Raw genomic sequence first — 12,676 nt, 5'->3', positions numbered from 1 at the left:
CCTTCGAAAGTCCGGCCTGTCGGTCGCCGACATCGGGGTGTTCGAGGTCAACGAAGCCTTCGCGCCGGTGCCGCTGGCCTGGCTGGAGGAAATCGGGGCCGACCCCACGACCGTCAATCCCAACGGCGGCGCAATCGCCCTGGGGCACCCCCTCGGCGGCTCCGGCGCCCGCATCATGACCACGATGATCCACCACATGCGGCGCAACGGAATCCGCTACGGCCTCCAGACCATGTGCGAACTCGGCGGCCAGGCCAACGCCACCATCCTCGAACTGCTGTGACGCGACCACGAAATGACGGAGACACGAACATGACCGCCGCGAACATCTCCGCTCAGCCGCCCGGTGCCGAGCAGCAGCCCTCCGAAGGGGTGGCGCACCTCAGCGTCGGGATCCTGGGCGGCACGGGACCGCAGGGCCGGGGCCTCGCCGTCCGGTTGGCCGCCGCCGGGCAGCGGGTGCTGCTCGGCTCCCGCGACACCGAGCGCGTCGCCTGGGTGAGCGCGGAGGTCACCGAACGCGCCCAGAGCGTCGCGGCCGACGGCGTCCGGGCGCGGGTGCGCGGCGGTTCCAACCGCGACGTGGCCGAGGCGGCCGATCTGGTCGTCGTCGCCGTGCCGTTCGCCGGGCACGCCGGGACGCTCGCGCCACTCGCCGGTCCGCTGACGGGCAAGATCGTCGTCGACTGCGTCGTTCCGATGGCCTTCGACCGGCAGGGCCCCTACGTCCTCGACGTACCGGAGGGGTCGGTGGCCCAGCAGGCCGCCGCGCTGCTGCCCAAGAGCACTGTCGTCGGCGCCTTCCACCACCTGTCCGCCGTCCTGCTGGAGGACCTCTCGCACACGCTCGACGGGGACGTCATGGTGGTCGGCGACGATCGGGCGGCCACCGACACGGTGCGGGCCCTCGCCGGACGGCTGACCGGCCTGCGCGGTGTCTACGCCGGCCGACTGCGCAACGCGCGGCAGGTCGAGGCCCTGACGGTCAACCTGGTGTCCGTCAATCGCCGGTACAAGGCGCACGCCGGGGTGCGCATCACCGACGTCTGATCCGGGCGGTCGTACGCGCGCTTGCGGCGCGTACGACCGCTCACCTGCTGCTGGGGAAGTCCGGGGCCCGTTTGGCCAGGAAGGCCGCCACTCCCTCGCGGCCGTCGAGGCTGGCCGCGCGCGCCCTGACCGAGAGGGTCTCCCTGCGCAGCGCGGCCTCCGCCCCAGGTGTGGCGGCCTCACGCAGCAGCCGTTTGGAGGCCACCTGCGCCGTACGGGAGCCGGCGCGCAGCAGGCGGACCACCTCCTCGGCCGCGGAATCGAGCTGCTCGTCGGGATGCACCTGGGTGACCAGCCCCATCGAGAGCGCCTCGGCGGCGGACAGCACCGGGTTCAGCAGGGTGAGGTGCAGAGCCCGGTGCAGCCCGATCGAGGCCGTCAGCAGGGAACTGCCCCCGTCCGGCGAGAAACCGATGTTCGTGTACGCCAGGACGAACCGCGCCGAGGAGCCGGCGAGCACCAGGTCGGCCGCCGCCGCGAGCGGGACCCCGGCCCCGGCGGCCGTGCCGCGCACGACCGAGACGACGATCGCGTCCATCCGGTGCAGGTCGCTGACGATCCGGTGCAGTGATTCGGCCAGGTCCTCGACCGTCTGCTCGGTGTCCTCGGCGGCGGCGATCGCGGACACGTCGCCGCCGAAGCTGAAGGCGGGACCCGCACTGGAGAGCACCACGACGTGGGCCTGGTCGGCGCGCGCCCGGCGCACGGAGTGGGCGAGCGCGTCCACGGTCGCCTGGTCGAGCGGATTGCCTCGCGCACCGCCGCGCAGGCATATCCGGGCGATGCTGTCGGATCGTTCGTAGCTCACGGTTTCCATGCCGTCTCCCCGCCTTCGGTCCGTCCACCCGCTCCCTCAGCCCCAGAAGGACGCCAGGCCCGCGGTGGCACCACCGTCGACGGGGATGGCCGCACCGGTGACGCAGCTCGCTCCGTCGCCGACCAGCCAGAGGACGGCGTCGGCGATGTCCTCCGGGCGGAGCACCTTCTTCATGGGGCTGAGCGACGCCAGTCCGTCCATGTCGAACAGCCCCTGCTCGATGCCCTGTTCGGTCAGGCCGGTGAGTACGGTCCCCGGGCAGACCGCGTTGACCCGGACCCCCGCGGCCGCGGACTCCAGGGCGGCGGCCCTCGTCGCTCCGATGATGCCGTGCTTGCTGGCCACGTAGGCGGGCTGGTTCGGGAACCCGAGCAGACCTGTGGAGGAGGAGGTGTTGACGATGGATCCGCCACCCGCCGCCGCCATGTGCGCGATCTCGTGCTTCATGCACAGGAACGCCCCCGTGAGGTTCACGGCCAGGACGGCGTCGTAGTCCGCCCGTGAGCACTCGACGGTCGTCCCCGTCGCCGGCGCGATTCCGGCGTTGTTGTGCGCGAAGTCCAGTCGCCCGAACGCCTCCAGGGTCTGGGCGACCATCCGCTCGACCTGGCCCTCGTCGGCCACGTTCGCTTCGACGGCCAGTGCGGTACCGCCCGCCTCCTCGATCATCGAGACGGTTTCACGCACACGTTCCGCATCAAGATCGACCACGGCAACGCTGGCACCGGCCGCGGCCAGCAGGCGGGCCGACGCACGGCCGATCCCGTAAGCGCCTCCGGTGACGAGGCCGGCACGCCCGGCCAGGGAGCCTTCAGTCATGGGACGAACCTTTCGGCTGGTGATGACACACCCCGGGTGGTGTACCAATCGGTCGGTACATTACTGGAGGCACGCCGAGATGCAAGCTTTCGGACAATCCGGCGTTCACCGCCGCCCGTAAAGCAGCACGGCTGTGGGAGGGCGATCCGGAATGGAACCTGCTCCGGCGGGACGGCTTCCTCGAACGCACGCCGGCATCGGTCGGAGGTCACTCGCTTACGCCCGCCACCTCCCCTGCACCGCGGCGCGGGGAGGGGCCGGCCGGAGCGACCGACGAGATCACGGCGAGGACCACGCGGGCGCCCAGGACCGCCGCGAGGGGCCCTCACCGGGTCTGAAGGGCGCGTCATCACCGGGAGCAGGCGCAGCGCGCTCCACACGCCCACCAGGTTGAGCCCGGCGACCGGCGCTCCCAGCAGTCCGCCGACCATGACCACCATCAGCGCCTCGGCGCCCACCAGTCGCAGCACAGCCGGCTCGCGGACCCGGTCTGAGGTCGCGGGTGGCGGTGGCGCCGAGCAGCGAGCCCGCCCACGCGACCGTGATGAGGACGGACGCCGCGACGGCGGCGGTGACCCGGCCCGTGGCCCGGTCCAGGCGGGCCAAGCGGGTCGGCCGGGAGCGGGTGAGGACCCGGTGAACGGTCGAGGCGGGCACATCCAGTAGTCCGGCGCTCCGGGCCGGGCCCCACCGTCGCGCACGAGGCGGACCTTGATGATCCGCCGCTCAGGCCAGCACGACGGCGCCCGCGGAGGTCGCGGGCGCCGGGTGAGGTACCGTCGGCACCACCGGCCGGGGCGTCAACGCGCCGGGACCACTGCCACGTTGTCGAAGGAGGCGGCGGCCTCGAAGACCCGGACGCCGTTCGCGCCGCCGCGGTACGTGCCGATCTCGATGTCGGGGTCGGCGTACCAGCCGTCGACGAAGGGATTGCCCGCCTCCGACGTCCCGTAGACGGGGGCGGCGACAGCCGTCGAGGGCGAGAGTATGGCCAGGAGCCCGCCGACGAGCAGCGAGGCATCATCACCTCCACCGAACCCGGAGCGGTTCGAGGTGAGGAGAAAACGACGAAGAGTGGCGCGCTGCATGGTGACCCCGATCCGGGCGAACGCTGAAAGGGAATCGGGGAGCCGAACGACGAACGCAACCAGCCGACCCCCGGCGTCGGAGCTTTGCCCGGTGTACCGCAAGAGGGTTTTACATCGCTACAAGAAGCTGTAAACCCCCAGCGCAGAGGACGCGAGCAGCCTGCGAGAACCGGGAGCACGATGTGGCGGGCCGGTCGGCCTCAGTGTCTTGAGCTGCTAGCGGAACCGCACGCGTTCCGGACAAGAGTCGCCCACGCCTGCGGTCCAGTTCGACACAAGACCCGGACACTTGATCGACCTGTGACCTTACTCGCACGCCGTCCATCCACCCAGCCGCTACCCGATCGGTCAAATGGGGAAGCAACCACCGCAAGTGCGCAGCACCAACAGCTCAAGCGCTCCCCAAAACGCCGGTTTCGACGAGAAGTTACTCACGACAACCTGGAGCGTCCCTCCACTCCTCAAGGCACTGCACACCTCTTGACTCGCACCCGAGACTCCGTGAAAACTGAGGCATCCATATTCTGACAACGTTGTCAGGCGTGCTTCCACCGCACGCCTGTGGGGGTCCCATGTCATCGCATCCGTTGCGGCCCAATCGTTACCGCAAGCGTTCCAGATTGACGGTCGGTCTCCTGGGGCTGGCCCTTCTCACCGGTCCGGCAGTGGGCAGCGCCGGCGCCTCCTCGCTCCCGTCGGTGGCCGCCGCCAAGAAGACGGCGGACTGGCACACCTCGTTCGAGCCGGACGATCCCGCGCCCGACGGAAGTCCGGCCACCCGCCCCGGTGGTGGCCCCGACGTCTTGGGCGTGGTCCAACCGGGTTCCGGCGAACCGGGACTGCGCACCGTCGTCGACGACGGGCCGGACCGAACCTATGCGGCCAAGGCCAACGTCGGGTTCACGGGGCTGAACGCGCTTCACTACGCGGCCCGGCACGAGGCCGACGGGGCCGCCCACGCCACCACCGTCGTGGCCGACGTGGACGTGCGGATAGGCCGACACAGCGAGTTGTCCTACCTGCTCTTCCCGGACTTCGACGAGAAGAAGGTCGACTATGCCGGCACCTATGTCGCCGTGGACCTGCAGTTCACGGACGGATCACGGCTCAGTGACCTGAACGTCCGTGACCAGCACGGCGACCGGCTGACCGCCCGCGCCCAGGGCGACGCCAAGACCGTCTCCCCGCTCCAGTGGAACCGCCGTTCGGCGGCCGTCGGCGAGGTGGCGGCGGGTCGGACGGTGGACAAGATCCTGGTCACTTACGACGGCCCGGACGGGCCGTCGGACGTCGGCGGCTGGCTCGACGACATCTCCCTCGACGACCGGCCGGCCGAGCCGCACCGCTCCTCCCCCGCCGACTGGGTCGTCACCACCCGCGGCACCCAGTCCAGCGGCGAATACTCCCGCGGCAACAACTTCCCGGCGACGGCCGTACCCAACGGGTTCAACTTCTGGACCCCGGTGACCGACGCCGGTTCCCTGGGCACTCTGTACAGCTACCACCAGCAGAACAACGACCGGAACCTGCCCGAGATCCAGGCGTTCGCGGCCAGCCACGAGACCAGCATCTGGATGGGCGACCGGCAGACCTTCCAGGTGATGCCCTCCACCGCCGAGGGCGTCCCGGACGCCGGCCGCGAGGCGCGGGCGCTGGCCTTCCGACACGAGGACGAGACGGCGCTCCCCCACCACTACGGCGTCACCTTCACCAACGGCCTGCGGGCCGACATGGCACCGTCCGACCACGCCGCGCTGCTCCGCTTCACCTTCCCCGAGAAGGGCGGACGGAAGCTGGTCTTCGACAACGTCGACGACCGGGCCGGTCTGACGATCGACGCCGACGCGGGCACCGTCTCCGGCTGGTCGGAGGTCCGCACCATCTCGGCGGGCATGAGCCGCATGTACATGTACGGCACGTTCGACCGGCCCGTGACCGACAGCGGCATGCTGACCGAGGGCAACCGCCCCTCGACCGGCTACGTGTCGTTCGACGGCGGTGACACGCGCACCGTCACCCTGCGCATCGCCACCTCCCTCATCGGCGTCGACCAGGCGAAGAAGAACCTGGACCTGGAGATCGGCGCCAAGGACTCCCTGGAGAAGGTCGCCGCACGGGCCAAGGCCGCCTGGAACGAGCGGCTCGGCGTGGTCGAGGTCGACAAGGGCGGCACCGAGGACCAGCTGACCACGCTCTACTCCAACCTGTACCGGATGAACCTGTATCCCAACTCGGGCTACGAGAACACCGGCACGAAGAAGAAGCCCCGCTACCAGCACGCCGTGCAGTCCTCCGGCTCCTGGACGCCGCCGGCGAGCAGCCCGACCGAGACCGGCGCGAAGATCGCCGACGGCAAGGTCTTCGTCAACACCGGCTTCTGGGACACCTTCCGCGCCGCCTGGCCCGCCTACTCCCTGCTCTGGCCCGACACCGCGGGCGAACTGGTCGACGGCTTCGTCCAGCAGTACCGCGACGGCGGCTGGGTCTCCCCCTGGTCCTCCCCCGGCTACGCCCGCGTGATGACCGGCACCAACTCCGACGCCGCCTTCGCCGACGCCTACACCAAGGGCGTACCGGGGATCGACGCGAAGGACACCTACGACGCCGCCCTGAAGAACGCGACCGTCCGTCCCCCGGACAGCAGCGTCGGCCGCGACAACCTGGAACGCTCCACGTTCCTCGGCTACGTCCCCAACGACGTGCCCGCGGGCTTCTCCTGGTCCCTGGACGGCTACGTCAACGACTCGGCGATCGCCGCGATGGCCGAGGAGATGGCGAAGAAGGGCGGCACCCCGGCGAAGGAGCGGGAGCGCCTGCGGGAGGAGGCGGAGTACTTCCGCGCCCGCTCCGCCGGCTACACCGACCTGTACGACCCGGCCACCGGCTTCTTCCAGGGCAAGTCGACGGACGGTGAGTGGACCACCGCGCCCGGCCGCTACGACCCGCGCACGTGGGGCAACGACCACGACTACACCGAGGCCAACGGCTGGAACGAAGCCTTCCCCGCCCCGCACGACGGCCAGGGCCTGGCCGAGCTGTACGGCGGCCGCAAGGGGCTCGCGGACAAACTGGACGAGTTCTTCTCCACGCCGGAGAAGGCCGACCGTCCGGGCTCCTACGGCGGCGCCATCCACGAGATGCGCGAGACCCGCGACCTGCGGCTGGGTCAGTGGAGCATCCCCAACCAGGTCTCCCACCACATCCCCTGGATGTACACCTACACCCAGCAGCCCGCCAAGAGCCAGAAGCTGGTCCGGCAGGCGCTGGACCGCGGCTGGCTCGGCTCGGACATCGGGCAGGGCTACCCGGGTGACGAGGACAACGGCGCCACCTCCGCCTGGTGGGTACTCAGCGCCCTCGGTCTGTACCCGCTGCAGACGTCCAGTGGCGAGTACGTGATCGGCTCCCCGCTGTTCGAGAAGGCGACCCTGCGTCTGCCCGGCGGCAAGCTGGTGATCGAGGCGCCCGGCACCAGCACGGGCGACATCTACGTGCAGAACCTGACCGTCGACGGCGAGCGCCACACCTCCACGGCCATCTCCCACGAGGAGATCGCCGACGGCGGCAGGCTGCGCTTCACCATGGGCGAGAAGCCGTCCTCCTGGGGCACCGGCGAGAACGACGTGCCCGACTCGCCGACCGCGGCCGGCGAGCGTCCCCGTCCGCTGCACGACGTGACCGGTGAGGACCGCGGCACCGCCTCGTCCTCCACCGGCGCGGACGTCACCGCCCTGTTCGACAACACCTCGAAGACCGCCGCCGCGCTCACCGGCGACGATCCCGAGGTCCGCTACCGCGTCAACGGCGGTGACGACACCGGCGTCACGTACTACACGCTCACCTCCTCCGACGCGTCCGCCGACCAGGACCCGCGAGGGTGGGTGCTGGAGGGCTCCGACGACGGGACGCACTGGACGGAGCTGGACCGCCGCAGCGGCGAGGAGTTCCGCTGGCGGAACCAGACCCGGCCCTTCAAGGTCGAACACCCGGCGAGCATGCGGGAGTACCGGCTGCGGATGGTGACCGCCGACGGGCAGCAGAAGGTGTCGCTCGCCGAGGCCGAGCTGCTGACGCGGGACGCCATCGCCCCGACGCCGGTCGAGGTGGACGTCGCCGACGTCGCCCTGCGTCCCGGCACGACGGCCTCCGTGGACGTCGAGCTGACCAACACCGGCGACACGACGCTGTCACCCGAGCTGGCCGTCACCGTGCCCTCCGGCTGGACCGCCGACCCCGCACGCGCACAGGTCGGCGACCTGGCGCCGGGCGGCTCCGCCACGGTCACCGTCCGCGTCACCGCTGCCGACGACGCGGCCCCCGGCACCCGGCGGATCCGGGCCGAAGCGAGCTGGGACGGCTGGCACGTCACCGGGCAGGGCAGCGCCCGCGTCGTCGGCGACGTCACCGAGATCGAACCGGGCACCGACTCCGAGCAGGGTGTCCTCGTCGCGGACGACGGTTCGCAGGTCACCGGGGACGGCTCCGACGCCCTGGCCCGGTACGCCGACGCCGACCGGTCCTTCACCTACCGGCTGCCCGTGCCCGCCGACAGCCGGGGCACGGTGACGCTCGACATCGCCAACCAGTTCCTGGTCGAGGCGTCCACCGACGGCACGCACTGGACGACCGTCCTGCGCGAGCCCGACCCGGTGATGTTCCAGTCCAACCGGGAGCAGCGCGGCCTTGACATCGCCGACCTGCGCGAACAGGCGGCCGGTGACGGCGACGGCCTCTACCTGCGCTTCTCCGACAGCCGCCCCGAGGACGGCTGGGGCGGCTGGCTGGCCGGCGTCCGGGTGGAGACGGCCGGCTGAGGCCGGTGGTGTCCGGCGGCCCTCGCCCTTGGGCAGGCCGCCGGACACCATTATCTCCCCCGCACGGGGGCGCGACTGGTGACCGGCGGCACCGGCCATCGTAGGGAGGCCGCCGGTCACCACCGTCTCCCCCGCGCGAACCATGACTTCCGTCTTCTCACCCCCCACTCCTTACCGCATCCGAACCATTCACCGAGGAGTACCCATGCGCGAAGACCAAGCACAGGCAGGCGCCGCCACACCGGGCCCGGACCACTCGCGCCGCACCTTCCTCACCGCGTCGGCGACGGTGCTGGCGAGTGTGAGCCTGGCCGGCGCGTTGCCCGGCCGTGCCTCGGCCGCACCCGCGGTTCCCACCGCGGGCGCCGAGGCGGCCGCTGCCGATCTCGCGCTCTACCGGCCCGTACAGGTGTCCTCCACCGCGTACGCCGCCACCCCCGCCCACTTCGTCACCGACCGCATGGGGCGGGCCGGTGTCACGGGCAGCGGCTGGCGGGCGGACGGCACCGGGGATCCGCAGTGGGTCGCGGTCGACCTGGAGGGCACCTGCCGGGTGACCTCCGTCGTCCTCGTCTTCGAGGCGACCGAGGGCGACGCCGTCTTCGAGCCGGCCGACGACAGCAACCCGAACGTCAACACGACCGGCTGGGAGGTGAAGTCGAGCTACGCCACCAGCTTCCGCATCGAGGTGTCCCCGGACGGGAAGCGGTGGCAGCCGGTGTACGAGGGCACCACGGACCAGGGCGGCACCGTCGAGGTGACCCTGGACGAGCCGGTGGACACCCGCTGGGTCCGTATGGTCGGCACCGGTCTGTCCAACGACAACCCGCTCGGCCTGAACGCCTTCCAGGTGCACGGCACCGCACCCGCCCGCCGCCCCGCGGCGAGCGGCTGGACCGAGTGGACCAGCGGTGCCCGGCCGGTGCCCGCGCTGAAGCTCGACCAGGACGGCACCGTGCCGATCGAGTCGGGCTGGAACGTGACCCTCGACGAGTTCGCCGGCACCGACGACGGGGCGAAGCTGTCCGCGCCCGGCGTGGACACCGACCGCTGGCTGCGAGCCGAGGTCCCGGGCACGATCCTCGCCTCCCTGGTCGCCGAGGGGCATCTGCCCGACCCGGTCAAGGGCATGGACAACCTGCGCATACCCGAGGCGCTCGGCAAGTCGGCCTGGTGGTACCGGCGTATGTTCTCCGTGCCGCGCGGCCTCACCTCCCGCGGCCGGGGCCGCGTCTGGCTGGAGTTCGACGGCATCAACCACGCTGCGGAGATCTGGCTCGACGGCACCAAGGTGGGCGAGATGGCCCACCCCACGGCCCGCGGCGCGTTCGACGTCACCGAGCAGCTCGCCGGCGGCCGCGAGCACGTACTGGCCGTCCGCATGGACCACATGCCCTTCCCCGGCAGTCCGGGCGACCGGGGATCGAACGGCGTGTCCTACGCCGACGCGGGCTCGGGCATGATGATGCGCAACGGACCGACCTACCTGGCGGTGACCGGCTGGGACTGGATGCCCGCCGTGCGCGACCGGGTCATGGGCATCTGGAACCACGTACGGCTGCGCGCGACCGGCGACGCCGTCGTCGGCGACCCGCACGTCGACACGGCCCTGCCCCGGCTGCCGGACCGCTCCCGCGCCGAGGTCACCCTCACCGTGCCGGTCCGCAACGCCGCGTCCGACGCCCGGACGGTGCGGGTCGTGGCCCGGCTCGCCGGCGCCCGCGTCGGCAAGGACGTCCGGATCGACGGCGGCGCGAGCACCGACATGGTCTTCGCACCGGAGGACTTCCCCGCCCTGCGCCTGCGCGACCCCGAGCTGTGGTGGCCCAACGGCTACGGCTCCCCCGCTCTGCACGACCTGGAGATCACCGCCTCCGTCGGCAAGGACGTCAGCGACGAGCGCACGCTGCGCGTCGGGCTGCGTCAGTTCGACTACGCCTCCGAGAACCCGGTCGTCTTCGAGCCCGGTGCCAACCGGTTCGAGCAGGTCGTCGAATTGGAACGGCAGCACGCCCGTTGGGTCCGCGTCCTGGCCGGCCGCCGGGCCACCAACTTCGGCGCTTCTCTGTGGCGCCTGTCGGTCACCGACAGCGGCGCACCGGACACGGACCTCGCGCTGCGGGCGCCCGCGTCGGCCTCCTCCACCGACAACGCGACCAACACCGCCGCGGCCGCCGTCGACGGCGACGACAACACCCGCTGGTCGTCCGCCTACTCCGACGAGCAGTGGATCCGGGTCGACCTCGGCGAGGCGAAGGACTTCGACCGGATCTCCCTCCTGTGGGAGTCGGCGTACGCCCTCACCTTCACCGTCCAGGTCTCGGACGACGGCGAGGACTGGACCGACGTGAAGGCGGTCGACAACCGGCCGCACCAGCTCCAGATCAGCGTCAACGGCGTGCGCGTCCTGTGCCGCGGCGGCAACTGGGGCTGGGACGAACTGCTGCGCCGCATGGGCGACGGCCGGATGGAGGCGGCCGTCGAGATGCACCGCGACATGAACTTCACGATGATCCGCAACTGGCTCGGCAGCAGCAACCGCGAGGAGTTCTACGCCCGCTGCGACGAGAACGGGCTGCTGGTGTGGAACGACTTCTGGAACGCCTGGTTCCTGGACCCGCCGAACCACGCCCTCTACCTCGACCACGTGCGCGACACCGTCCGCCGCTACCGCTCGCACCCGAGCATCGTCGTGTGGTGCGGCGCCAACGAGGGCACGCCGTCCGGTGAGATCGACGCGGGCGCCCGCAAGGCCGTCACCGAGGAGCATCCCGGGGTCACCTACATCAGCAACTCGGCCTCCGGGGTCGTCAGCGGCAGCGGCCCGTACTCCTGGGTCGACCCGAAGCGGTACTACGACCCCGACCTGTACGCGCACGGCACCTTCGGTTTCCACACCGAGATCGGCATCCCGACGGTCTCGGTCGTGGAGAGCATGCGCAACCTGGTCGGCGGTGAGAAGGAATGGCCGATCGGCCTGGTGTGGAACCACCACGACTGGCTGGAGCGCGGCGGCCAGCACCCGCAGAGCTACAAGGCGGCCATCGACGAACGCCTCGGCGAGTCCGCCTCGCTGGAGGAGTTCTGCGCCAAGGCGCAGTTCGTCAACTACGAATCCATGCGGGCCATCTTCGAAGCGTGGAACTCCGGCCTGTGGGAGGACGCGAGCGGACTGCTGCTGTGGATGTCCAACCCGGCGTGGCACAGCACCGTGTGGCAGACCTACGACTACGACCTGGACGTCAACGGCACTTACTACGGCGCTCGTTCGGGCTGCGAGGCGCACCACGTGCAGGCCGACCCGAACGACTGGAAGGTGCTCGCGGTCAACCACACGGCCGAGCCGCTGCGCGGCGCCGTCGTCCACGCCGAGGTGCTGGACCTGACCGGCCGCGGGCTGGCCGACCCGCAGCGCCTTGAGCTCGACGTCCCGGCCTCCGCGACGGCCCCGGCCTTCACGGTGACCGCCCCGGGCGGCGGCCACCCCCTGCACCTGGTGCGGCTGCGCCTGGCCCGCGCCGACGGCCGCACGCTGTCGGAGAACACGTACTGGCGCTACGGTCAGCCGAAGGACGTGCGGGCGCTGAACGACCTCTCGGGGGCCGCACTGGAGGTGACCGGAGGCCGCACCTCGCAGCGCGACGGCCGGATCGCTCTCACTGTGACGGTCCGCAACAAGGGCCGTGCCGTCGCACCCATGGTCCGGCTGGCGCTGCGCGACCACCGCTCGGGCGACCGAGTGCTGCCCGCCCGCTACTCCGACAACTACCTGTGGCTGCTGCCCGGCGAGGAACGCGAGGTGACGGTCTCCTGCCCGCGCGGTGAGCGCCACCGGGGCGATCTGGAGGTGACCGCCCAGGGCTACGGCACGTCCCTCGCCTCCAACCGCGGCCGTCGCTGAGCGGGCCGCGGCACCACCCGCACCGGCCGCCGGGCTCCCGGCCCGCGGCCGGTGTCTCACCACCCGTTCCCTCCTCCTGTAAGTTCCTCAGGCCCTTCGGGCCCGCCGGCCGCCTCCCGGCATCCCGGGCGGCGGCTATCGTCGGACCTGAGAAGAGCACGGTCGCGCCGTGGCGGCGAGGCACGAG

The 12,676-nt window shown here is 71.4% G+C and carries 6 protein-coding genes and 1 pseudogene; 4 read left to right on the top strand and 3 right to left on the bottom strand.

What is annotated here, in order from left to right:
- Positions 1-283 (top strand): annotated as a pseudogene (locus ACFCZF_RS07455) (acetyl-CoA C-acetyltransferase); the annotation flags it as partial.
- A gap of 29 nt (positions 284-312) precedes the next feature.
- A complete protein-coding gene (npdG, locus tag ACFCZF_RS07450) occupies positions 313-1,050 on the top strand; it encodes an NADPH-dependent F420 reductase (RefSeq protein WP_376670848.1) in 738 nt (245 codons plus the stop codon).
- A gap of 40 nt (positions 1,051-1,090) precedes the next feature.
- Here the strand turns inward: npdG and ACFCZF_RS07445 are convergent, their stop codons facing one another.
- The 3 genes from ACFCZF_RS07445 to ACFCZF_RS07435 all read right to left on the bottom strand — a co-directional run bounded on the left by ACFCZF_RS07445 (position 1,091) and on the right by ACFCZF_RS07435 (position 3,774).
- Complete coding sequence (locus ACFCZF_RS07445) at positions 1,091-1,867, bottom strand: enoyl-CoA hydratase/isomerase family protein (protein ID WP_376670847.1); 777 nt, start codon at positions 1,865-1,867, stop codon at positions 1,091-1,093.
- Positions 1,868-1,903: 36 nt separating this feature from the next.
- Complete coding sequence (locus tag ACFCZF_RS07440) at positions 1,904-2,686, bottom strand: glucose 1-dehydrogenase (RefSeq protein ID WP_376670846.1); 783 nt, start codon at positions 2,684-2,686, stop codon at positions 1,904-1,906.
- A gap of 800 nt (positions 2,687-3,486) precedes the next feature.
- Complete coding sequence (locus ACFCZF_RS07435) at positions 3,487-3,774, bottom strand: hypothetical protein (RefSeq protein WP_376670845.1); 288 nt, start codon at positions 3,772-3,774, stop codon at positions 3,487-3,489.
- A 620-nt stretch (positions 3,775-4,394) separates the two neighbouring features.
- Here ACFCZF_RS07435 and ACFCZF_RS07430 point away from each other — a divergent pair.
- Positions 4,395-8,588 carry a GH92 family glycosyl hydrolase gene (locus ACFCZF_RS07430; RefSeq protein ID WP_376670844.1) on the top strand — a complete coding sequence of 1,398 codons (4,194 nt, stop codon included), beginning with the start codon at positions 4,395-4,397 and terminating at the stop codon, positions 8,586-8,588.
- A 205-nt stretch (positions 8,589-8,793) separates the two neighbouring features.
- The gene (locus ACFCZF_RS07425) at positions 8,794-12,489 is read left to right on the top strand and encodes a discoidin domain-containing protein (RefSeq protein WP_376670843.1); all 3,696 of its coding nucleotides are present in this window, start codon (positions 8,794-8,796) and stop codon (positions 12,487-12,489) included.
- The last annotated feature ends 187 nt before the right edge of the window (positions 12,490-12,676 follow it).

The sequence above is a fragment of the Streptomyces sp. NPDC056296 genome, assembly GCF_042268605.1.
In the GTDB taxonomy this organism is placed as follows: Bacteria; Actinomycetota; Actinomycetes; order Streptomycetales; family Streptomycetaceae; genus Streptomyces.
This window is presented reverse-complemented; position numbering and strand designations above follow the sequence as displayed.

Coding starts and splice junctions, on each gene's coding strand:
- ACFCZF_RS07440 (WP_376670846.1), bottom strand. CDS start 2,686: ATGACTGAAGGCTCCCTGGCCGGGCGTGCCGGCCTCGTCACCGGAGGC.
- npdG (WP_376670848.1), top strand. CDS start 313: ATGACCGCCGCGAACATCTCCGCTCAGCCGCCCGGTGCCGAGCAGCAG.
- ACFCZF_RS07425 (WP_376670843.1), top strand. CDS start 8,794: ATGCGCGAAGACCAAGCACAGGCAGGCGCCGCCACACCGGGCCCGGAC.
- ACFCZF_RS07435 (WP_376670845.1), bottom strand. CDS start 3,774: ATGCAGCGCGCCACTCTTCGTCGTTTTCTCCTCACCTCGAACCGCTCC.
- ACFCZF_RS07445 (WP_376670847.1), bottom strand. CDS start 1,867: ATGGAAACCGTGAGCTACGAACGATCCGACAGCATCGCCCGGATATGC.